The sequence below is a fragment of the Microbacterium sp. SORGH_AS_0454 genome, assembly GCF_031453395.1.
In the GTDB taxonomy this organism is placed as follows: domain Bacteria; phylum Actinomycetota; class Actinomycetes; order Actinomycetales; family Microbacteriaceae; genus Microbacterium.
In genome coordinates this window covers 2,424,336-2,445,971 of record NZ_JAVIYS010000001.1, presented here as the reverse complement: position 1 = coordinate 2,445,971, position 21,636 = coordinate 2,424,336, and the positions used below count along the sequence as shown (strand labels likewise).

Sequence of the window (21,636 nt, the reverse complement as noted above, 5' to 3'; positions counted from 1 at the left end):
TCTCACGGGTACCCGGCCTGGACGGCCCGCGCCCTCACCCCCGCAGCACCAGCTCATCGCCGACGTAGAAGAGGGCGACGTCGATCAGGTCAAGGTCGATACCGTGCTTGGCGTGATAGGCCTCGCGATAGAGCTCGAGCTGCAGCATGCGCAAGCGGCGCTCGGGCTCGCTGGCGGGCGGGCGCCCCGTCTTCCAGTCGACGATCTCGTACCGCTCGCCGCGGCGGTACACGGCATCCAGCTTGCAGATGACGACATGCTCGCGCCCGTCGAGGCGCGTCGTGACGAAGTCGATCTCGGTCTCGACCTCGAGAGGCCGCAGTGCGGCCCACTCCGAGCGTTCGAAGCACTCCCGCAACCGCTGCAGTTCGATGGCATCAGCTGCGGACGCTCCCGCTTCGTCGTCGCCCCACAGACCGTCGTCGTCGAGCCCGACACCCGCTCCGACCAGCCCGGAGCGCTGCTCGACCCAGGCGTGGAAGAGCGTTCCGAGGCGCGTCTGCCGATAGGGGCGCTCCGGCATGGGCCGGCGAAGATCCTCGACCGCGCGTCCGTAGTCGTCGACGAAATCCTTGAAACGAGAGGCTGGGATACGCGTCGGAGCCGGCGTGTGCACGGGCCGGAGCCGCTCGGCACGCTCCGCGAGCAGCAGCTCGAGGTCGCCATCGGCATCGGCCGGCGTCGCCGCGCGCGCAGCGGTGACGGCCCCGACCGCGGCCGAGATCGCCGTGCGTCGGGCCCCGAGCGCGTCGAGCGGCCAGTGCAGCAGGCGTCGCTCACCGTCGTAGGGGTCGTCTCCCGCCTCGTCGACGAACAGCTCCGCCCCGAGCGCCTCGGCGGCCTCGTCGAGGAAAACGCTGGGTCGGCGAGGGCGCTTCGTGCCCGACCAACTCGAGCCCGAGAGCATGAGGTGGTCGCGGGCGCGAGTGAACGCCACGTAGGCGAGCCGTCGGTCCTCATCGAGCTGGCGGGCTCGGTTGTCGGCGACGAACGCGTCGATCGCCGCCTTCAGATCTTGCTGCGTCTGGGCCTCGCGCCATCCGAACACCGGAAGCCACGCAGAATCGCCTCGGAACTGCGAGGGGAGGATGCCGAAACCCAGCCACCCCTTCGTGTCACGCGGAAGCGAGGGCAATTCGTCGGTCACGAGGCGCACGACGGCCACGGCATCCCACTCCAGGCCCTTCGAACCGTGGATCGTGAGGAGCTGGACGACGTCGTCCTCGGGCGGCTCGGTACGCGGCGCGAACTCGTCGGCCTGCTCGGCGTGATCGAGCCACGCCAACAGGCTCGAGACGGAGCCGGACTCGTCCGCCGCCAGGAACCCGCGGATCTCGTCGACGAAAGCGCGCAACTGCGCCGAGGCGATACGAGCAGGGCCGCGTGCCTCGTTCGCGGCGAGTTCGATGTCGAGACGCAGCTCGGCCTCGATGAGGCGGATGAGCTCGGGGATCGGGGCACCGACGCTCCTGCGGAGGGCTGCGAACACCGCACCGGCTTCCCGGAGGCGCGCACGGCCTTCGGGAGTGATGTCTGTCAGCCACCCGTGGCCGTCGGTCTGGCGGGTGACGAAATCGAGAGCGTCGACCAGCGACGCGCGATCGGCCCCCGGCGTCGAGCGCAGGCGGTCCACGACCTCGGGGGCGAGCGGTTGCAGGGCGACGTCGTGTGTCGCTAGCCGCCTCGCGACTTGAGCGAGGGCGCGCAGATCGGCCAACCCCACCGCCCATCGCGGTCCGGAGAGCAGACGGATCAGAGCCGACCCCGCCTCGGGGTCGCTGATGACCCGCAGCACCGACACCACGTCGACGACCTCAGGGGTCGTCAGCAGGCCGCCGAGCCCGAGGATGCGGTGAGGGATGCCACGCCGCCCGAGCGCATCGCCGAAGCGCACCATGTGCTTCTTGCTGCGGAAGAGCACGGCGCCGGTCGTCCCGCGCCCCTCGGCGGCGCGTGCCGCACGGATGCCAACGAACCACGACGCGACGCGATCGGCCTCGGCGTCGAGATCGTTCTCGAAGGCGATCTCGACCACACCCTCGGGCGCGCCGGGACGTGACCGCAGCTCTTCGACGGCCACGGCCGCCCGGTGAGCGAGGGGCGCGAGCACGGCATTGGCGGCGTCGAGCACACGGGCACTGTTGCGCCAACTGGTGAGCAGCGCGAAGCGCTGGCATCCGCCCTCCGGAGCGAAGGCATCGGGGAAGCCGCCGAGGTTTCCCGCGCTCGCTCCGCGCCACGCGTAGATCGCCTGGTGTGGGTCGCCGACTGCCATGACACCGGTACCCCCGAAGAGGGTGGCCAACAGGTCGGTCTGGACGACCGACGTGTCCTGGTACTCATCGAGCAGGACCACACGGTAGCGCGCTCTCAGCTCCTCGACGACCGCGGGATGCTCCTGCGCGATGCGCAGGGCCCCCGCCACCTGGTCGGCGAAGTCCATGACGCCCAGGCGCGCCTTCTCACGGTCGTAGTCGGCGGCGAGGCGCGCGAGCAGTGACAGAGCCGACACACGCGATGCGGCGTCGGCCACCTCTTTGTAGACGGTGACGCGTGCCGAGGTCGACGGACGCTCGACGATACGAGCGAACTCGTCGGGGAACGCGGCGAGCTCGTCGAGGTCGACGAGGTTGTCGACGCCGTCGCGAGCGATGCGCAGAGCCGCGTCGATGAGCGTACGAGGCGACTCCTGCCGCTCCTCCAACCGCGGGTCGTCGGAGGTGAACACGACCCGGCGCATGAGCAGCCAGGCCGCGGACTCCGAGAGCACCGCAGCCTCGGAGTCGCGGCCGATGCGCAGGCCGTGCTCACGCACGATCGAGTCGGCGAAGCTGTTGTAGGTCGACACGGTGGGCCGGTGCAACAGCTGGTCGCCGTCGTCGAGGCCGGGGTCGTCCGCGCCGACCTCGGCGGCGAGGGCGTCGAGAACCTCGAGACGGGCGGCATCTGCGCGCGCCCCTTCGGCACGTGTGAGTTCGGCGAACACCGCGAGGCGACCCGCCTCGTGCAGCGCTGGAAGAGCACCCAGCAGTCCGCGCGTCTCGAACTCCGACAGACGCTGCAACCGCCGCTGGATGCGCTCGGCGAGCTCGCCCGCGGCCTTTCGGGTGAAGGTCAGCCCGAGCACCTCGTCGCGACGGACCAGTCCGTTCGCGACGAGCCAGACCACGCGACCGGCCATGGTCTCGGTCTTGCCGCTACCCGCACCGGCGACGACGAGGGCGGGCGCGAGAGGCGCTTCGATCACTGCGGTCTGCTCGATCGTGGGCGGGAACTGTCCGAGGGCGGCGGCGATGGTCGCCGCGGAAAGCACGACGGTCACGATGCGCTCACCGCCGACACCGTGTGGATGCGGCACAACCCGTAAGAGAACTCGTCCCGGCAGTGCACCTCGTACGGCGCGGCGAAACTGGTGCCGCGCATCACCTCGACCGCCCGCTGCACACGTTCGACGAACTGGCCGCGCTGTTCATCGTCGAACGGCTTCTGCGTCGGCTCCGCGTAGTCCTTCTTCGCCGCGGTGGGGCGCAGGACGAGCAGTTTCGCACCGCCCGACGGCAACCCGGCGACCTGCTCGATCGCCCCGGACGAGAACGCCAACTGGTACGCGGCGAGCTGCGGGTTGTCGGCGACCTTGGCATCCGTCTGGGGTTCGCTCTTACCCGTCTTGAGGTCGACGATCACGACTTCACCCGAGGGCGTCACCTCGACGCGGTCGATGTCGCCGCTCAGCACGGCGCCGTGCTCGCCGGCATCGGCAATGGGGATCGGCACCTCGAAGTGCCGCTCGGCGCCGATCAGGCGTCCGCCCGCATCATCGAACCGGCGCAGATAGGCCGCCAGACGCCGCACGAGGTCGCGCGCTCGCGTTCGTTCGGCGCGCTCGCGCCAGACCGCGTCGAACGCCAGCTCACCCCAGCGCTCGTCGACCACCGCCCAGAGGTCGTCTTCGGACGACGATGCCGCCGTCTCGAGCGCCGCATGGATGATGGTGCCGATGCCCGCCGTCGTCCCGCCCCGGTCGCCGCCGAGGTCGGCGATGACCCAGTCGAGCTCGCACTCCTCGAGGGCGTGCAGGCGCGACGGCGAGACGCGGACGTCTTCGCGCGTCAGATCGCGCAACGGCGCCGACGATGTGGGAGCGGCCACGCCGTACCACTCCTCGGGCGCGGCGCCGGCGACGCCCGCCGCGGCGAGTAGCGCCAACTGTCCGGCCGCGTGGGTGCGATCGGCAACGGCGACGCGCGGCGCGGTGAGCGAGCGGCGATGCCGCGCCACGAGACCGCGAAGCGACAGGGGATGCTCGGGAATGGATGCCGCCGGCTCGGGCGCCGGGAGCATCTCGAACAGCACGCTGGGACCGGTGTCGTCGTCGTCGACCGCGGTGACCACCAGCAGTGACCCCGCCCTGCTGAGGGCCCGGACGAAGAGCCGTAGCTCATCGTGCATCGCCGCACGGCGGCGATCGAGCGTGCCCGCGGCGGGGAGGTCGGGGTTCTGCACCGCGTCGACGAGTCGCCACGTTTCGAGCAGGCCGCCGCGCAGACGGGTGTTGGGCCAGACGCCATCCTGCACCCCGGCGACGATGACGGTGTCGAACGCCGTACCGGCGGCGGCCGCGGGGGTCAGCACGCGGACCGTGTCGACCACGGCGGGCTGTTCGATGCGGTCTTCGGCGACGTCGCTGTCGAGCACCGCGCGCAGGAAGACGGAGGCCTCCCCGTCGGGCTCACGCTCGGTGAACCGCTTCGCGGCCTGGAACAGCGCGACGATCGCGTCGAGGTCGCGCTCCGCCTGCTCGGCGATCGGCCCGTGCCCGCGCACCGCCTCGCGCCAGGTCCGCGACAGGCCGCTGCGCTCCCACGCGGTCCACAGCAGTTCGTGCGGGGTCGCGTGCGACAGCGTCTGCGCGCGGAGTGCGGCGAGGGTCTCGCCCAGCCGTGCGGCGCGGCGTGCTTCGCGCGTGTCGACGGCCTCGAGCTCGAGCGGGAAACGCACGCCGGAGACGAGCAGTTCGGTCGCGGTGCGCGCGCCCCCGGCACCGACCTCGTCGTGTCGGAGCGCCGTGCGCAGACGCCGCAGCTCGATCGGATCGAGGCCGCCGAAGGTGCCGATCAGGGCGTCGACCACCTCGTCGGCGACCCATTCGTCGGGATCTTTCATGCCGAGCTCGACCAGTCGGACGAGATCGCGGACCGGCCGCTGCACGCCCAGGGCCAGCCCGGGACCGCTCGCGCGCGCGGGCACCTCTCGCGCGGCGAGCTCGGCCTCGAGGGTCGCGACCTGCCGCGAGTCATGCGCGATCACGGCGCACGAGCCCCACGGGACGCCCTCGAGAACGTGCCGTTCGCGCAGCAGGCGGGCGATGGCGTCGGCTTCCTCCGCCGGCGACCGCAGCAGGTAGGTGCGGACCGAGCCCTGCGGCGCGGCGCCCGAGGGAGCACGTCGGTGCGCGACGATCCCGGCCGCACCGATGCGCGTGACCACGCGACGGACGAGGTCGATCTGCTCCGGTGTCCCGCGGTGGGGCTCCCCGAGAGCGGCGATGGCACCGAGCTCACGGGCGAGGCGAGCGAAGTTCTCGGGCGTCGCTCCGCGGAAGGCTCCCGACCCGACGTCGGGGTCGCCGAACGCGACCACCCCGATGCCGAGGGCCCGACACGCGCGCAGCAGATCGATGCCGCCGGCGGTGAGCTCTTGCGCGTCGTCGACGAGGATGCAGCGCAGCGTGGCGAACCGCCCCAGGAGCGCGCGATCCGCGCGGGCCTCATCGAGTACGGCGACGGCCTCGCGAGCGAGGTCGGCCGCGTCGCGGTGCGTGCCGCGCATCGCCGAGCGCACGGCCCGGTACTCGTCGGCGAACGACGCGAGAGAGGCCCAGACCGGCAGCTCGCACCGCTGCGCGAGCTGGATCAGGTCGTCGGAGCCGATGCCCAGGTCGGTGCACTCCGCGAGGAACGCCCGCAGGTCGCCCCGGAAACCGCGGGTCGCTCGGATGACGGGCCCGAGCCACGCGGGCCAACGCGACGCGCCCTCGAGCTCGTCGAGGGCATCGCCCTCGAGCAGATCGCGGATGATCTGGTCTTCGTCTCCGCCGGTGAGAAGCTGCGGGGGTTCGACCCCCCGCCGGACCTCGGCGCCGCGGACGAGCTGGAACGCGAACGACGCCACCGACCGGGCGAGAGCGCCAGAGGTCGCCCGCGCGACGGCGAGGGCGAGGGGATCGCGCAAGGCCGTCGCCGCGGGTCGCGTGGGCGTGAGCACCAGCACCTCGTCGGGGTCGACTCCGGATGCCACGAGCTCACGCACACGAGCGAGCAGCGTGGTCGTCTTGCCCGAGCCGGGAGCCCCGACGACCACACCGCTCGCGGCCGCGGGCCAGTCGACGACGACGCGCTGCTCGGCGTCGAGCGCACCTCCCCGAGCGGGAGATGCGTCGAGGGCGACGGCATCCGGGATCTGCATGTCTCCACGCTAATCGCGACCTCCGACATCGCCGGGTGCGACGCCGCGTCCGCTCCGGTCGCCGTCGGCGCGAGGCGCGTTCGCCGTCCGCGAAGCGACCCCTCCCGCGAGCTCGGGTGTCGGATGCCTGCCCTAGAGTCGAATCACGCGCCGGGCCGACCGCGGCCCGCGGGGAAAGGACGCATCGTGGAGATCCGCATCGGAATCACCAACACCGGCCGCGAGCTGAACTTCGAGACGAACGAGAGCTCGGACGCCGTGAAGTCGGCCGTCGCCGCCGCTCTCGACAACTCCGCCAGCCACGTGTCCTTCACCGATGTGAAGGGCAACTCCTACCTCGTTCCGACCGCCAACCTCGCGTTCGTCGAACTCGGCACCGAAGAGTCGCGTCGCGTCGGCTTCGTCGCCTGACACTCGAACCGTGCAGATCCTGCTCGGTCTGATCATCGGCGCGGTCATCGGCCTCGCCGTGCACTTCGCGCTGCCGCACCGCCACCTCCGCGGCGTCGTTCTCGCCCCTCTGGCGGGGGCGGCTGCGGCGGCGGTCGTGTGGACCGCCCTGACGTGGATGGGTCTGGGGGTCGACTCGCCGATCCTGTGGATCGTCGCCGTCCTGGCGCCGGCCGCCACGACTCTTGCCCTTGTGCCGCTGCTCACTCGTTCGCGCGTCGCCCGCGACGAGGCCGATCGCGTGCGACTGGGCGTCTGAGTCTCTCGAGAGACCAGCGGATGCCGGCACCCGGCGTCGTCCAGACACTCTGTGGTGCATCGACAGGCGTGGTGCCTCGCCCCGTCGCGCGGACCGTGGTGACGCTCGTTACGCGGCGAGCCCCATGGCATCCATCCGCCTCGCGTGAGCACCCATCAGCTCGCTGAACACGGGCTCGACCTTGGCCTCCTCGGCGCGGTCGAGGTGTCCGTGGCGGAGGGCCGTGCGGGCGACGAGCAGGGTGTCGCCGACGAGACGACGCCCCCAGAGCGCCAGTAGCCAGCGCCACTCCTCGTCGCTCTCGATCGTCGCTCCGAGGATGTCGACGATCGCCTGACGGTCGTCATCGGCCTGCAGGATGCGCGCGACCCGGCGGCCGGTGTCGCCGTAGCTCGACGACAGCGCGAGGTAAAAGTCGTCGAGGAGTCCCGCCGTGATGTGCACCGTGAGCATGGTCTCTTGGGGGCGAACGCCGTGCGTGTTGCGGCGGAAGGCGTCGAGCGACTCGCGGAACGGCAGCATGAGCTGCGTCGGATCGGCCCCGCGTTCGCGGATCAGCGAGACGAGCTCCTGGTGCTTGATGAGCGCCGCCCCCGCCGCGCGGGAGAGCGACTCCTTCTCGGCGAGTTCGGGGGTCAGGGCGATCAGCTCGCTGAGCGTCTCGAAGAAGCCGAGCTGCAGATAGGCGGCTTGACCGAGGAATGTCTCGATCTCGGGGGCGAGCTCGGCGAAGTCGACGCGCATGGCCTCGCCCAGGTCTCCGCGCGAGCGCAGCTGGAGCGTGCGGCCCACCGGGCGCTGGCGACGACGGAACCACTCGAACACGTACGACAGCCTAGGCGTCGGGGGCTGTCGAGACACGCCGGGTAGAGTGGAGAAGCCCCGGCGTCGGATCGGGGCCCCGCGCCTGTGGACGAGTGAGGCGTGGATACGACTCCCCCAGGCGGTCTCTCGCCGCCGGAACAGGCACGCACTATGACGACTTTCGCCGATCTCGGCATCGACCAGGACATCGTCGATGCCCTGGCCTCCAAGGGCATCGTCGATGCCTTCCCCATCCAGGAGCAGACGATTCCCCTCGGCCTCCCCGGCCAGGACATCATCGGTCAGGCCAAGACCGGCACCGGGAAGACCTTCGGCTTCGGCATCCCCGTGGTCCAGCGTCTGGGGCTCAACCCCGAGCCCGGCGTCAAGGCACTCATCGTCGTCCCCACGCGCGAGCTCGCCGTCCAGGTCTACGAAGACATGGACATGCTGACCAGCAACCGCTCGACCAGCGTCGTCGCCATCTACGGCGGCAAGGCGTACGAGGGGCAGATCGACCAGCTCAAGGCCGGCGCGCAGATCGTCGTCGGAACGCCCGGTCGCCTCATCGACCTCGCGAACCAGCGCCTGCTCGACCTGTCGAACGCGACCGAGGTCGTGCTCGACGAGGCCGACAAGATGCTCGACCTCGGCTTCCTCGCCGACATCGAGAAGATCTTCTCGAAGGTCCCGCCCGTGCGCCACACGCAGCTGTTCTCGGCGACCATGCCCGGCCCCATCGTCGCCCTCGCGCGTCGCTTCATGTCGAACCCCATCCACATGCGCGCCAACGACCCCGACGAGGGCCTGACGCAGGCGAACATCAAGCACCTGGTCTACCGCGCGCACTCGCTCGACAAAGACGAGGTCATCGCCCGCATCCTGCAGTCGGAGGGTCGCGAGAAGGCCGTCATCTTCACCCGCACCAAGCGCGCCGCCCAGAAGCTCGTCGACGAGCTCGGCGACCGCGGCTTCAACGCCGCCGCCGTCCACGGCGACATGAGCCAGGAGGCCCGCGAGCGCTCGATGGCCGCGTTCAAGGCCGGCAAGAAGGACGTCCTGATCGCCACCGACGTCGCCGCCCGCGGTATCGACGTCAACGACGTCACCCACGTGATCAACCACACGATCCCCGACGACGAGAAGACCTACCTGCACCGCGCCGGTCGTACCGGTCGCGCCGGCAACACCGGTATCGCCGTGACCTTCGTCGACTGGGACGACCTGCACAAGTGGGCTCTCATCAACCGCGCCCTGGAGTTCGGCCAGCCCGAGCCGACCGAGACCTACTCGTCGAGCCCGCACCTGTACACCGACCTCAACATCCCCGAGGGCACCAAGGGCCGCCTCGTGACGGCGCCGAAGGCCGTCGCGCCCAAGCAGGTCGAGAAGAAGAACGAGAGCCCGGATGCCGAGGGCACCCGCGCCCCGCGCCGTCGCCGTCGCGGTGGTTCGTCGTCCGACAGCCCCGCCGGCGACAGCGCCCCGCGCGAAGAGGGTGGCGCCGGCACGCACGACGGTGCCGGCAAGGAGCACCACGACGGCAACGCAGCCCCGCGCCGTCGCCGCCGTCGCCGCGGAGGCGGCAGCTCGGGAACGCCGACGGCCCCCGTCGCCTGACGCGTCTTACACGGAACGGCGCCGACCCCCAACCGCGGGGTCGGCGCCGTTCGCGTATGAACCGGCATCCGGAATTGTCGACCTCGGGCGTCGGTTGCTCGGCGTGGACCGACGCGACCAGGCGCGCGGCGCCGCCACGCGGTCACCGACCCACGCATAAACGCCCTCCGCACGCAGAAACACGCGCTCCCCGCGTTTCCCCGCGCAAACAGCGTTTATGCGTGACCCACCGCCACCGCTGCACGCCGCCACCGCCCGCCCTCGCCCGACCACCCCGGCCCGCTCCAACCGCGGCCCGCTCCTGCACCGGCCGCAACTCACACCGAACGCTCCGGCACGCCCCCTCCCCGCGCCCGACACGCATAAACGCCCTCCGCACGCAGAAACACGCGCTCCCCGCGTTTCCGCGCGCTAACAGCGTTTATGCGTGACCTGCCGCCACCGCTGCACATCACGACGCGCGCCGAGCGACAGACACCCGCGCCGCCCGCCGCCCGCCCATCCGCACGCGACGCCCGGCCGCTGCCCCACCCCGCGGGGCAGCCCCTACGGGAAGACCGGCGCCGTCCCGCGGCCCAGGGCGAAGATCCGCGCCACCATGTCGTCGGCCGTCGTGTTCTCGCCCGGGACGTTGGGCTTGCCGAGCCCGTGGTAGTCGCTCGAGCCGGTGACGATGAGGTCGCGCTCGGCGGCGAGATCGGCGAGCAGGGCCGTGGGCTCGGGCAGGTTCTCGCGGTGCGCGAGCTCGAAGCCCGCCAGGCCCGCGTCGAGCATCGCGTGCAGCACGCTGTCGGGCAGCAGCGACCGCCCCGCCGGGTGAGCGATGATCGGCACGCCGCCCGCGCCGACGACGAGCTCGACCGCGGTCACCGGGTCGGGGGCGTACAGCGCGACGTAGTAGTCGCCGGAGGGATGCAGGATGCCGGCGAACGCCTCGGTCCGGTCGGCGACGATGCCGCGGGCGACGAGAGCGTCGGCAATGTGCGGACGCCCGACGGTCGCGCCGTCGGTGGTCTGGGCGAGGATGTCGTCCCACGCGATGTCGTAGTCGTGGGAGATGCGCTCGGCCATGATCTGGGCCCGATCCAGCCGCGAGGAGCGGATGCGGTCGGTCATGGCGCGAAGCGCCGTGTCGTCGGGGTCGACGAGGTAGGCCAGCAGATGGACGCTGCGCCACCGATGCCGGGCCGACAGCTCCATGCCGGGCACGAACGTCATCCCGAGCGAGGTCGCCGCCTCGGCGGCCTCTGCCCACCCCGACGTCGTGTCGTGGTCGGTGAGGGCGGCGGTGTGCAGGCCGTGACGGTGGGCGGCGGCCATGACCTGCGCGGGCGGCTCGGTTCCGTCGGAGTGCGAGGAATGCAGGTGCAGGTCGCTCGGACCTTCGAATCGCCGTTCACGCTGCACCCGTCGAGCGTAGCGCCCCGTATTCGCGGAGGTCGCGCTCAACCGGCATCCGTGGATCTCTCAGACGGCTCCCCTATGGTCGGGTGCGTGCGTCGTCTGGTCGGTCTCCTGGTCGCGCTCGCTTTCGCGGCGGGCGCCGCGGTGCTCACGTGGCCCTCGGCGTTCGGGGCCGAGCGCACCTTCCCCCTGGCGCAGGTCATCTCGTTCCGTGCGCCGCTGGCGGCCGCCTTCATCGCCGCGACGCTGCTCATGCTGCTGTTCGCGCTGATCCGCCCGATCCGGGCCCTCGCCTTCGTCCTCGCGGTCGTCTTCGCTCTCGCGGGCGGTGTCAACGTCTCACTGCTCTCGCAGCGCGGCCTGGGATCGGAGGAGATGCCGGCCAAGACGGCGTCGAGCCTGCGCATCATGACGTGGAACACCGCCGGTTCGGCCACCTCGGCCGAGTCGATCGCGCAGTTCGCGGTGGGTATGCAGGCCGACGTCGTGACCCTCCCCGAGACCACGATCGAGACGGGGGCCGAGGTCGCCGAGCTCATGCGCGACATGGGCCAGCCGATGTGGGCGCATCACGCCGAGTACGGCGAGTACGGCATCACCGGATGGGATGCCACCTCCACCACCGTCCTCATCAAGCCCGAGCTGGGCGAGTACTCCGTCATCCAGTCCTCGCTCGACGGATCGAGCAACACCTCGACCGTCCCGAGCGCCGTGGCCATGCCCGTCTCGGGAGATGGCCCGATCATCGTGGCCGCCCACGCCGTCGCGCCGCGACAGGAGTACATGACGCAGTGGCGCAGCGACCTGCAGTGGCTGGCCGACCAGTGCGCGACCGACAACGTGATCCTCGCGGGCGACTTCAACGCGACCCTCGATCACATGACCGGGATGGGCGTCGACGGCGGCACCCTGGGCCGCTGCCACGACGCCGGCGTCCGAGAGCGGCAACGGCGGGGTGGGCACGTGGCCGACGAGTGCTCCCGCCCTGCTGGGCGCGCCGATCGATCACGTCATGGCCACCCCCGACTGGAAGGTCTCGGCGTCGGTCGTCATGCGCACGCTCGACGGCTCGGGCAGCGACCACCGCCCGATCGTCGTGCAGCTCGAGCGCACGGGCGGCTGACCGCGCCCGCGACGCACGTCCCCTCCTCGACCGGATGCCGACTCCACGGCGCCGACGCGGGCGGGACGCCCCGGTTCCGCGCAGGACGAGACCCCCGCCACGGCGCACCCGCCCGCGCGCGCCGATCGGCGTCGTGCACGCGACGCCCGACGGTGCGAGACTGGAACGATGGACGCCCCCTCCACCAGCGACACGACCGCGACGACCGCCGAGCCTCAGATCCCCGAATCGCAGACTGCCGAACCGCAGTCCGCGGACGTCGAGCTCGACGCCCCCAGCAACCGCAAGGCCCCGTTCCCGCGCGGATTCCTCGACACGATCTCGACCGGGTGGGCCGAGCACCCCGCCGCGCTCCCCGAGCCGCGCGAGCAGGCCGCCTGGGCCGCACGTCGCCGTGCCCGCGTGTCGGAGGCCTTCCCCGGCCAGCGCGTCGTCGTACCCGCCGGCGGGCTGAAGCAGCGCAGCAACGACACCGACTACCCCTTCCGCGCGCACTCCGCCTTCGCACACCTCACCGGCTGGGGCAGCGACGCCGAGCCCGACGCCGTCCTCGTCTTCGAACCGCGTGACGACGGTCACGAGGCCGTGCTGTACTTCCGCGAGCGTGCCGACCGCACCACGGCGGAGTTCTACTCGGATGCCACGGTCGGAGAGTTCTGGATCGGCCCCCGCCCCGCCCTCGACGGCGTCGCCGCCGATCTGGACCTGGCCACCGCGCACCTCGAGGACTTCCAGGTCGGCGAGAACGACCGCACGGTCGGCGACGACGACGAGGTCACCCGGTTCGTCTCGGAGCTGCGCCTGGTGAAGGACGAGTACGAGCTCGCCGAGCTGGCCCTGGCCGTCGAGGTCACCGGCCGCGGGTTCGACGACATCGTCGCCGAGCTCCCCCGCATCATCGCCCACCCGCGCGGCGAGCGTCTGGTCGAGGGCGTGTTCCACAAGCGCGCCCGCTCCGACGGCAACAGCGTCGGCTACGACACGATCGCCGCCTCGGGCCCGCACGCCTGCTACCTGCACTGGACGCGCAACGACGGCGCTGTCAAGCCCGGAGATCTGATCCTCGTCGACGCCGGCGTCGAGGTCGACAGCCTCTACACCGCCGACATCACCCGCACGCTGCCGGTCTCGGGCACCTTCACCGACATCCAGCGCCGCATCTACGAGACCGTCCGCGAGGCCGCAGACGCCTCCTTCGCCGCCGCGAAGATCGGCGTACCGTTCCGGCGCCTGCACGAGGCCGCGATGGAGGTCATCGCCGCGCGCGTCGCCGAGTGGGGCCTGCTCCCCGTCACGGCCGAGGAGGCCCCTCGACGCCGACAAGGGCGGCCAGCACCGTCGCTACATGGTGCACGGCACGAGCCACCACCTCGGCATCGACGTCCACGACTGCGCCCAGGCCCGTCGCGACATGTACTACGACGGTCTGCTCGAGCCCGGCATGGCGTTCACGATCGAGCCCGGCCTGTACTTCCAGATCGACGACCTCACCGTCCCCGAGGAGTACCGCGGCATCGGCGCGCGCATCGAGGACGACATCGTCATGACGGCAGACGGTCCGGTGAACCTGTCGGCGGGCATCCCCCGCACGGCCGACGAGGTCGAGGAGTGGATCGCCCGGCTGTCGCGATGACGTTCACGCCGCCGGCATCGTTCACCACCCGGCCGACGCTGCGAGGCACCTTCGGGATGTCGGCGTCGACGCATTGGACGGCGACGGCCACCGCGCAGGCGGTGCTCGAGCGCGGAGGAAACGCGTTCGACGCCGCCGTCGCGGCCGGCTTCGTGCTGCACGTCGTCGAGCCGCACCTGAACGGCCCCGGGGGTGACCTGGTCGCCCTCGTGCGACCGGCCGGAGCGGCTGCGCCCGTCGTTCTCATGGGTCAGGGCCCGGCACCGGCCGCCGCCACCATCGAGCACTTCCTCGGACGCGGGCTCGACCTGGTCCCGGGCTCGGGCGGCCTCGCGGCGACGGTGCCCGGCGGCGTCGACGCGTGGTTGCTGCTGCTGCGCGATCACGGCACGTGGGAGCTCGCCGACGTCCTCTCCTTCGCCACGGGCTACGCGCGCGACGGGCACCCGCTGGTCGCGGGAGCCGCCGCCACGATCGGCCGCGTCGCCGACCTGTTCCGCGACCATTGGTCTTCGTCGAAAGACCAGTGGATGCCGACCGGCGAGCCGCCCGCACCCGACACGCTGGTCCGCAATACGGCGTGGGCCGATGTGCTCGACTCGCTCGTGGCCGCGGGCTATGACGCCGCCGACCGGGAGTCGCGTATCGACGCCGCGCGCGAGCGCTGGATGAGCGAGGTGCTCCCCCGGGCGGCGACGTTCCTGCACGAGCCGCACCGGCACGCCGATGGCGGCGATCATCCCGGCATGCTGACGACAGCAGACCTCGCGTCGTGGCGCGCATCGTTCGAAACCGCCGTGTCGGTGTCGTTCCGCGGATGGGACGTGTTCAAGGCGGGCGCCTGGTCGCAGGGACCGGCTCTGCTGCACACGCTCCGCCTGATCGAGGACGCGGACGACGTGGATCCCGGCTCGGTGGAGGGGGCGCACCTGCTGCTCGAGGCGCAGAAGCTCGCCTATGCCGATCGCGATGCGTGGTTCGGCGACACCGAAGAAGCCGCAGAGGCCGCCGCCCTGCTGAGCGACGAGTACGTCGCGACACGGCGCGCCCTCCTCGGGCCGGATGCCTCCGCCGAACTTCGCCCCGGCTCCCCCGATGGTCGCGAGCCGGTCCTGCCTCCGCTGCGCACGACGCAGCGGGTCGCGTCCGGGTCCACGGGGGAACCGACGGTCGATCGCTCGGGCCAGACCCGAGGGGACACCTGCCACCTCGACGTGATCGATCGCTGGGGCAACGCGATCTCGGCCACCCCGTCCGGCGGCTGGCTGCAGTCCTCCCCCACCGTCCCCGAACTCGGGTTCTGCCTGGGCACGCGACTGCAGATGGTGGTGCTGGAGCCCGGGCACCCGGCATCCCTCGTTCCCGGTCGCCGCCCGCGGACCACCCTCACCCCGACGTTGCTGACGCGCGGCGACGAGGTCGTCGCGCTCGGCTCCCCCGGCGGCGACCAGCAAGACCAGTGGCAGCTTCCCGTGCTGCTGCGCCTGCTCGTCGGCGGCTACTCCCCGCAACAGGCGATCGACGCCCCGACCCTGCACACCACGGCGCTCGTCGACTCGTTCTGGCCGCGGACGTGGTCGCCGGCGGGAGCGGTGGTAGAAGATCGCCTGGGCGAAGACCTGATCGCCGGCCTCGAGCGGCGCGGACACCGCGTGCGCCGGGCCGGGGACTGGGCTCTCGGGCGGGTCAGCGCGGTCGGTCGCGACGCCGACGGACTGCTGTGGGCAGCCGCGAACCCGCGCGGTGCGCAGGGGTACGCGGCCGGTCGCTGACGCGGCTAGAGCCCCCGTGCGAACCCGGCGACGACGCTCGCCAGCCCGGCGCCGATCTCGTCGGCCGGGCGGCGCGCGCCTTTGACTTCGAAGGAGTGATTGCCGCCGGCGACCCAGTGCACGCGGGCGTCCTGGCACGACGCGACCACCTCGTCGAACTGCTCCCGCGGATCGATGAAAGGGTCGTTCTCGCCCTCGACGAAGAGCTGGGGCACCGTGATGCGCGGGAGGTGCTCGCGGCGCGGCTTCTCGGGTCGTCCCGGCGGATGCAGCGGATAGCCCAGGTACGCCAGGCCCGCGGGGGAGATCACTCCCTCGGCGGCGGCGACGGATGCCATGCGCCCGCCGTACGACTTACCCGCGGCGGTGAAGGGTCCGGGCGCGGCCGAAGCGAGCCAGGCCTGCACCCCGACCCAGGTGGCGAGGGCGTGCGCGGCGGGTCCGGGCATACGCCGGCCCGCCTCGACGTAGGGGAACACGAATCGCAGGACCGAGACCCCCTCGGTCACCAGCGCATCGGAGAGACCCGTCAAGAACGGGTGTTCCATGCCGGCGCCCGCCCCGTGCGCCAGAGCGACGGTCGCCGAGGAGTCGGGGGCAGCGGACCACAGCCCCGACACCTCGGTGTCGCCCGTCGGCAGCGCGACGGCGATGCGGACGGGCTCGGCGCTCACCGCTCGGTGGGGGCGGGGTGCTCGTCGGAGCCGTCGCGAGCGTCGGCGGGACGCTCGGCGTCTCGCTGGTCGTCCGTGGGACGCTCGGCCGGCGGCGCGATCCGCTCGCCGTACTGCGGCGGCTCGTCGTCGCGCGGGGCGGGGGCCTGAGTCGGCGCGGGCGGACGCGGAGGGGCGGCCGGCGCGACCGTGCCCGGGGCGACGCGCTCGCCGTACTGCGGCGGGGAGGTGTCGGGCGCCGCCGGGCGCGAGGCAACGGTGCGACCGGTGCCGGCACCCGAGGGGCCGACGATCCCGCGGGCCTTGTGGACGCTCGGGGCCGCGACGCACACGTCGTAGTGGTCGGCGGTGACCTGCATGACCGAGGCGAAGTCCCGACGTCGGCGCACGATCGAATACGTGCCGATGCTGAGGATCATGCCGAGCGCCATCCCGACCAGCAGAACGCCGACGAAGGCGGAGATCTGCACGGTCGGCATCCCGAGCACGAAGATGAAAGCGAACAGCAGGCCGAGCATGAGGCCGTTCAGCGCTCCCGAGCGGGCCGCCGTGGCGTAGCCGAGCTTGCCGGTGATGCGCTCGATGGAACGCAGACCCGAGCCGACGATCGCGATGTCGCGAGCGGGTACTTCTCCGGCGATGAGAGAGGACACGGCCTTCTGCGCCTGCTCGTAGGTCGGGAACGAGGCGATCTTCTCGCCGACCTCGTCGCGGCCGGCACCCGGACGCTGTGCGAACATACTCATTTCACCATCCTGTCACGCGCGCCTGACCGTTCCACCGGTGTTGCATAGGAGGTGCGGACTACGCTGGTCCAGTGAGCACGCAAAGGGTATTCGTCGCCCGCTTGGCGGGCTGCACGGTGTTCGACCCGGCGGGAGACCGTCTGGGTAAGGTGCGCGACGTCGTGGTGATCTACCGCGCGTCCGCCGCGCCGCGCGTCGTGGGGCTCGTCGTCGAGATTCCCGGACGACGACATGTGTTCGTGTCCATCGGGCGCGTCACCTCCATACAGGCCGGTCAGGTCATCACGACCGGCCTGATCAACGTGCGCCGCTTCCAACAGCGCGGGGGCGAGGTGCGTGTCATGGCGGAGATGCTCGGCCGTCGCGTGCGCCTCGTCGACGGTTCCGGCACCGCCGTGATCGAAGACGTCGCGATCGAACGCAACCGCCTGGGCGAGTGGGACGTGGGGCAGCTGTTCCTCCGCCGCCCGCGCACGAGCGCGTCGCCCTTCGCCAAGGGCGCGACGACCTTCGCCGCGTGGGGCGAGGTGCGCGAGAACCAGACGCCCGGCGAGGCGCAGTCCGCCGAGCAGCTGGTTGCGACCTATTCCGAGCTCAAGCCGGCCGACCTCGCCAACACGCTGCTCGATCTTCCCGAGGAGCGCCTCATCGAGGTCGCCGAAGAGCTGAGCGACGACCGCCTGGCCGACGCCCTCGAAGAAATGCCCGAGGACGAGCAGGTGCACATCCTCGAGCAGCTCGGGGACGAACGCGCCGCCGACATCCTCGATGCCATGGAGCCCGACGACGCGGCCGACCTTCTCGGTCAGCTCCCCGAGTCGCGCTCCGAGCAGCTGCTCGACCTCATGGAGCCGGAAGAGGCCGACGACGTCCGCGCCCTCCTGCAATACGGCCCCGACACCGCGGGTGGTCTCATGACGCCGGAGCCGATCGTGCTCTCGGCCGACGCGACGGTGGCCGAGGCCCTGGCTCTCATCCGGCGGCACGAGCTGCACCCCGCCCTCGCGGCATCCGTCTTCATCACCCTGCCCCCGTACGAGACGCCCACCGGGCGCCTGCTCGGCACGGTCCACTTCCAGCGCATGCTGCGTTACCCGCCGCACGAGCGCCTGGGCGCGATCATCGACGACACGCTGGAGCCGGTCACCGCAGACGCCACCGCGGCCGAGGTCGCCCGTCTGCTCGCGAGCTACAACCTCGTGTCGCTGCCCGTGGTCGATCAGGCGCACCGCCTCGTCGGCTGCGTGAGCGTCGACGACGTGCTCGACTACCTGCTGCCCGACGACTGGCGCACGCACGACAGCGACGATCCGAGACCCCGGACGACCACGAGGTCCACCGCGACCGCGAGCATCCCCCAGATCACCCCGCAGACCCCGAGGAGGCGCTGATGGCACGCAACAACCGCAAGCCCGCTCTCGACGCCCCGCGCGGCCGCACCGGCGTCCTGGCCCCGCGCGCTCCGCAGCCCTCGCGTGACCGCTTCGGACGGTTCACCGAGTGGGTTGCCCGCGCGATGGGGACGCCCACCTTCCTGCTGTCGCTGACGTTGTTCTGCGTGGTGTGGATGGGCTGGAACTCGATCGCGCCCGACGAGTTACGTTTCGACTCCGCAGCGATCGGCTTCACCGCGCTGACGCTCGTGCTCTCGCTCCAGGCCTCGTACGCCGCTCCCCTGATCCTGCTCGCGCAGAACCGACAGGACGACCGCGACCGCGTGCAGATCGAGCAGGACCGTCAGCGTGCCGAGCGAAACCTCGCCGACACCGAGTACCTCGCCCGCGAGATCGTGGCGCTGCGCATGGCCGTGCGCGACCTGACCGACGAGGTCATCACGAAGGACACGCTGCGCGCCGAACTGAAGGCGGCACTCGAGCGCCTCGACGACCACGACGACGCTCCTCGGCCCGCCTCGTGACCGACGCCCTCGCCGAGAGCGTTCGCCGAGCGGTCGCCGCCGTCACCGATCCGGAACTGCGACGGCCGCTCGGCGAGCTCGACATGGTGCGCGAGATCACGGTCTCGGGTGCGTCCGCCGAGGTGGGCATCGCCCTGACGATCGTCGGCTGCCCCGCCGCGGATCGCATCGAGAGAGACGTCCGGGATGCCGCGGCCTCGGTCGCCGGCATCGACGCGGTCGACGTGCGGGTCGGGGTGATGTCGCCCGACGAGCGCAAGGCCCTCACCGAGAAGCTGCGCGGTGGGCGCGCGAAGCGCGAGATGCCCTTCGGCCCGGACTCGCTCACGCGCGTGATCGCCGTCACGAGCGGTAAGGGCGGAGTGGGCAAGTCGACCATCACCGCGAACCTCGCCGTGGCGCTCGCGGCGAAGGGGCTTCGCGTCGGGCTGATCGACGCGGACGTGCACGGATTCTCGATCCCGGGCCTTCTCGGCCTCGTCGACGACGACGGCCTGCCGCCGGCCCCCACCAAGCTCGACGACCTGATCCTGCCACCCGTGGCGTACGGGGTGAAGGTCATCTCGATCGGCATGTTCCTGCGGCGACCCGGAGAGGACGCCGCGGGAGCGGTCGCTTGGCGCGGACCGATGCTGCACCGCACCGTTCAGCAATTCCTCACCGACGTGTTCTTCGGCGACCTGGACGTGCTGCTGCTCGACATGCCTCCGGGCACGGGCGACGTCGCGATCTCGGTGGGGCAGCTTCTCCCCCATGCCGACGTGCTGGTCGTCACGACCCCGCAGGCGGCGGCCGCCGAGGTGGCCGTCCGCTCGGGGCTCGTCGCACGTCAGACCGGCCAGCATCCGATCGGGGTGATCGAGAACATGGCGGCCATGACCCTCCCCGACGGCACCGTGCTCGACCTGTTCGGCGCGGGCGGCGGCGAGGAGGTGGCCCGCGCCCTGTCGAGCGACGACGTGCGCGTGCCGCTGCTGGCATCCGTGCCGCTCAGCCCCGCGCTCCGCGCCGGCGGTGACGACGGACGACCCGTGGTCCTGTCGCAGCCCGATGACCCGGCCGCTCGCGCGATCGACGCCGCCGCCTCGGCATTGGCCGTGCGACCGCGGGGTCTCGCGGGCAAGGCACTCCGCCTGAACGTCTGACCCTCGCCGCCACCCGTCACGGTGCGACCCCGGGCCACGGCATCCGGATCGCACTCTCCGCCGCGCCGCCCCCGGCGAGCCGCTCCCGTCACGAGAACAGGGCGCCGCCACGAGAACAGGGCGATTCGTGGCGGATCGGCCTGTTCCGGTGACATCCCCTGTTCTGGTGACACGCGGTCTGACGCCGTCCCGCCCGGTTCCGGCCCCTTCGACAGCCTCAGGGGCCTCCGCCCGGGGCAGCAGCCGGAATCCGCGTCAGGTCGCCTCGTCGTCGAACGGCGGGAGCTCGCCCGCCACGAAGGGGGTGGATGCCGGTTTCTCGCGCGCTGCGAGAGCGGCGGCGCCCGCGGCACGCATGGTCGCCGTCGGGGTGTCGTCGAGCAGCGCCTCGCGGATGATGCGGCGCGGGTCGTACTGACGCGGGTCGAGCTTCTTCCAGTCGACGTCGTCGAACTCCGGGCCCATCTCGTCGCGCATGCGCGTGCGCGCACCCTGAAGCGTCTCTTTCGCACGCTTGGTGAACTTGGCCAACGCCTCCGCGTAGCGCGGGAGGCGCTCGGGGCCGACGAGGACCGCTGCGATCACGCCGATCAGCATCAGCTTCTCGATCGTGAGGCCGAAGAACATGGGACCAGATTACCGGCCTCGCCTAGGGGGCGAGCGACCATCGGCCGTCTAGCCTGATCTGAGGAGGTCCACGTGAGCGGTCATGAGGCGAACGAACGGTTCGTGCAGGAGTCGACGGTCGAGCCCGAGCACATCGCTCGCGCCCGGGCGCACGCGCTCGAGCTCGGAGCGGCGCCGATCAGCCCCGCGGTCGGAGCCCAGGCGGCCGTGATCTCGGCGGCATCCCGTGCTCTCAACATCGTCGAGGTCGGCACCGGAGGCGGAGTCTCGGGCCTGTGGCTGCTGCACGGCTCGGCCCCGTGCGACGATCACGACGATCGACAGCGAGCCGGAGCACCTCGGGGCCGCCCGCTCCGCGTTCATCGACGCCCGCGTACCCGCCGCGCGCGCCCGGTTCATCACCGGTCGGGCCTCCGACGTCCTGCCGCGAATGAACGAGGCGTCGTACGACATCGTCTTCATCGACGCCGACCCCGAGGGCGTCATCGAGTACGTCGAGCACGGTCTGCGCCTCGTGCGCGCCGGCGGAACGGTGCTCATCCCCCGTGTCCTCGCGCACGGTGCGGCCGACCCTGTGCGCCGCGACCCGGTGACCACGGCCTACCGTTCGCTCATCCAGGAGGTGCAGTCCTCCCCCGCCGTCATCGGCGCGCTGTCGACCACCGGCGAAGGGCTGCTGCAGCTCACGACGCGGCCGACCGAGGTCTGAGCCTTCCGAACGCACGAAGAAGGCCGGCCCCCGAGGGGACCGGCCTTTTCTGCGTCAATGGTCGTCAGGCGGTGACGACACCACCGAGCACGTCGTAGAGTTCCTTCGCCTCGGCGTCGTTCACCGAGACGACGAGTCGCCCGCCACCCTCGAGCGGCACGCGCACGATGATCAACCGGCCCTCCTTCACGGCCTCCATCGGTCCGTCGCCGGTACGCGGCTTCATGGCTGCCATCGCGGCCCCCTTTTCGTCGTTGGTCTGCCTGAGAAGTTTACCGGTATCCTGC

The 21,636-nt window shown here is 71.6% G+C and carries 16 protein-coding genes and 3 pseudogenes; 11 read left to right on the top strand and 8 right to left on the bottom strand.

The genetic code is table 11. From position 1 onward, the window contains the following. Positions 1-34 precede the first annotated feature (34 nt). Together QE454_RS11565 and QE454_RS11560 are read right to left on the bottom strand one after the other, a co-directional pair. Complete coding sequence (locus QE454_RS11565; protein ID WP_309668653.1) at positions 35-3,322, bottom strand: ATP-dependent DNA helicase; 3,288 nt, start codon at positions 3,320-3,322, stop codon at positions 35-37. Then, on the bottom strand, positions 3,319-6,465 hold the full coding sequence (locus QE454_RS11560) for an ATP-dependent DNA helicase (RefSeq protein ID WP_307455303.1): 3,147 nt from the start codon (positions 6,463-6,465) through the stop codon (positions 3,319-3,321). Before QE454_RS11560 ends, QE454_RS11565 begins: the two co-directional genes overlap by 4 nt. Positions 6,466-6,651: 186 nt before the next feature. On the opposite strand from QE454_RS11560, the gene QE454_RS11555 reads away from it, so the two are divergent. Together QE454_RS11555 and QE454_RS11550 are read left to right on the top strand one after the other, a co-directional pair. Next, entirely contained in the window at positions 6,652-6,876 is a 225-nt protein-coding gene (locus QE454_RS11555; protein ID WP_144835131.1) for a DUF3107 domain-containing protein, read from the top strand. A gap of 10 nt (positions 6,877-6,886) precedes the next feature. Continuing rightward, entirely contained in the window at positions 6,887-7,174 is a 288-nt protein-coding gene (locus QE454_RS11550) for a hypothetical protein (RefSeq protein WP_210074416.1), read from the top strand. 108 nt (positions 7,175-7,282) lie between these two features. Here the strand turns inward: QE454_RS11550 and QE454_RS11545 are convergent, their stop codons facing one another. Then, positions 7,283-7,999, bottom strand: coding sequence for a ferritin-like fold-containing protein (locus tag QE454_RS11545; protein WP_307455305.1), 717 nt, complete (start codon positions 7,997-7,999; stop codon positions 7,283-7,285). A 150-nt stretch (positions 8,000-8,149) separates the two neighbouring features. On the opposite strand from QE454_RS11545, the gene QE454_RS11540 reads away from it, so the two are divergent. Then, entirely contained in the window at positions 8,150-9,598 is a 1,449-nt protein-coding gene (locus QE454_RS11540) for a DEAD/DEAH box helicase (RefSeq protein ID WP_307455307.1), read from the top strand. A gap of 546 nt (positions 9,599-10,144) precedes the next feature. On the opposite strand, the gene QE454_RS11535 is transcribed toward QE454_RS11540, so the two are convergent. After that, positions 10,145-11,005: a PHP domain-containing protein gene (locus tag QE454_RS11535; protein ID WP_210074410.1), complete on the bottom strand. Its 861-nt coding sequence runs from the start codon at positions 11,003-11,005 to the stop codon at positions 10,145-10,147. Between QE454_RS11535 and QE454_RS17315 the strand changes: the two are divergent. From QE454_RS17315 to QE454_RS11515, 4 genes and pseudogenes are all read left to right on the top strand, one after another. Beyond that, positions 10,958-11,824 (top strand): annotated as a pseudogene (locus QE454_RS17315) (hypothetical protein); the annotation flags it as partial. The gene QE454_RS11535 and the pseudogene QE454_RS17315 overlap by 48 nt on opposite strands. A 133-nt stretch (positions 11,825-11,957) precedes the next feature. Beyond that, positions 11,958-12,125, top strand: a complete 168-nt coding sequence (locus QE454_RS17310; RefSeq protein WP_396652960.1) for an endonuclease/exonuclease/phosphatase family protein — start codon at positions 11,958-11,960, stop codon at positions 12,123-12,125. A 168-nt stretch (positions 12,126-12,293) separates the two neighbouring features. Further along, a pseudogene (locus QE454_RS11520) lies at positions 12,294-13,758 on the top strand (aminopeptidase P family protein). Beyond that, positions 13,755-15,530: a gamma-glutamyltransferase gene (locus QE454_RS11515; RefSeq protein WP_309668650.1), complete on the top strand. Its 1,776-nt coding sequence runs from the start codon at positions 13,755-13,757 to the stop codon at positions 15,528-15,530. The pseudogene QE454_RS11520 and the gene QE454_RS11515 overlap by 4 nt, the downstream one beginning before the upstream one ends. Before the next feature lie 5 nt (positions 15,531-15,535). Here QE454_RS11515 and QE454_RS11510 read toward each other — a convergent pair whose 3' ends face one another. Both QE454_RS11510 and QE454_RS11505 read right to left on the bottom strand, forming a co-directional pair. Beyond that, the gene (locus QE454_RS11510) at positions 15,536-16,204 is read right to left on the bottom strand and encodes an alpha/beta family hydrolase (RefSeq protein ID WP_307455314.1); all 669 of its coding nucleotides are present in this window, start codon (positions 16,202-16,204) and stop codon (positions 15,536-15,538) included. Next, a complete protein-coding gene (locus tag QE454_RS11505) occupies positions 16,201-16,950 on the bottom strand; it encodes a general stress protein (RefSeq protein WP_307455317.1) in 750 nt (249 codons plus the stop codon). Before QE454_RS11505 ends, QE454_RS11510 begins: the two co-directional genes overlap by 4 nt. A gap of 71 nt (positions 16,951-17,021) precedes the next feature. Between QE454_RS11505 and QE454_RS11500 the strand changes: the two genes are divergently transcribed. Genes QE454_RS11500 through QE454_RS11490 form a run of 3 tightly spaced genes read left to right on the top strand, consistent with a single transcriptional unit; the run spans position 17,022 to position 20,013 of the window. After that, entirely contained in the window at positions 17,022-18,341 is a 1,320-nt protein-coding gene (locus tag QE454_RS11500; protein ID WP_210074401.1) for a magnesium transporter MgtE N-terminal domain-containing protein, read from the top strand. Beyond that, positions 18,341-18,868, top strand: coding sequence for a DUF1003 domain-containing protein (locus QE454_RS11495; RefSeq protein ID WP_210074399.1), 528 nt, complete (start codon positions 18,341-18,343; stop codon positions 18,866-18,868). The genes QE454_RS11500 and QE454_RS11495 overlap by 1 nt, the downstream gene beginning before the upstream one ends. Next, positions 18,865-20,013, top strand: a complete 1,149-nt coding sequence (locus QE454_RS11490) for an Mrp/NBP35 family ATP-binding protein (protein WP_267786927.1) — start codon at positions 18,865-18,867, stop codon at positions 20,011-20,013. Before QE454_RS11495 ends, QE454_RS11490 begins: the two co-directional genes overlap by 4 nt. Positions 20,014-20,268: 255 nt before the next feature. Here QE454_RS11490 and QE454_RS11485 read toward each other — a convergent pair whose 3' ends face one another. Next, the gene (locus QE454_RS11485) at positions 20,269-20,640 is read right to left on the bottom strand and encodes a Sec-independent protein translocase TatB (RefSeq protein WP_210074387.1); all 372 of its coding nucleotides are present in this window, start codon (positions 20,638-20,640) and stop codon (positions 20,269-20,271) included. Positions 20,641-20,712: 72 nt separating this feature from the next. Between QE454_RS11485 and QE454_RS11480 the strand changes: the two are divergent. After that, positions 20,713-21,349, top strand: a pseudogene (locus QE454_RS11480) (O-methyltransferase). A gap of 64 nt (positions 21,350-21,413) precedes the next feature. Here QE454_RS11480 and QE454_RS11475 read toward each other — a convergent pair. Continuing rightward, on the bottom strand, positions 21,414-21,584 hold the full coding sequence (locus QE454_RS11475) for a DUF3117 domain-containing protein (protein ID WP_074615842.1): 171 nt from the start codon (positions 21,582-21,584) through the stop codon (positions 21,414-21,416). Positions 21,585-21,636: the final 52 nt, after the last annotated feature.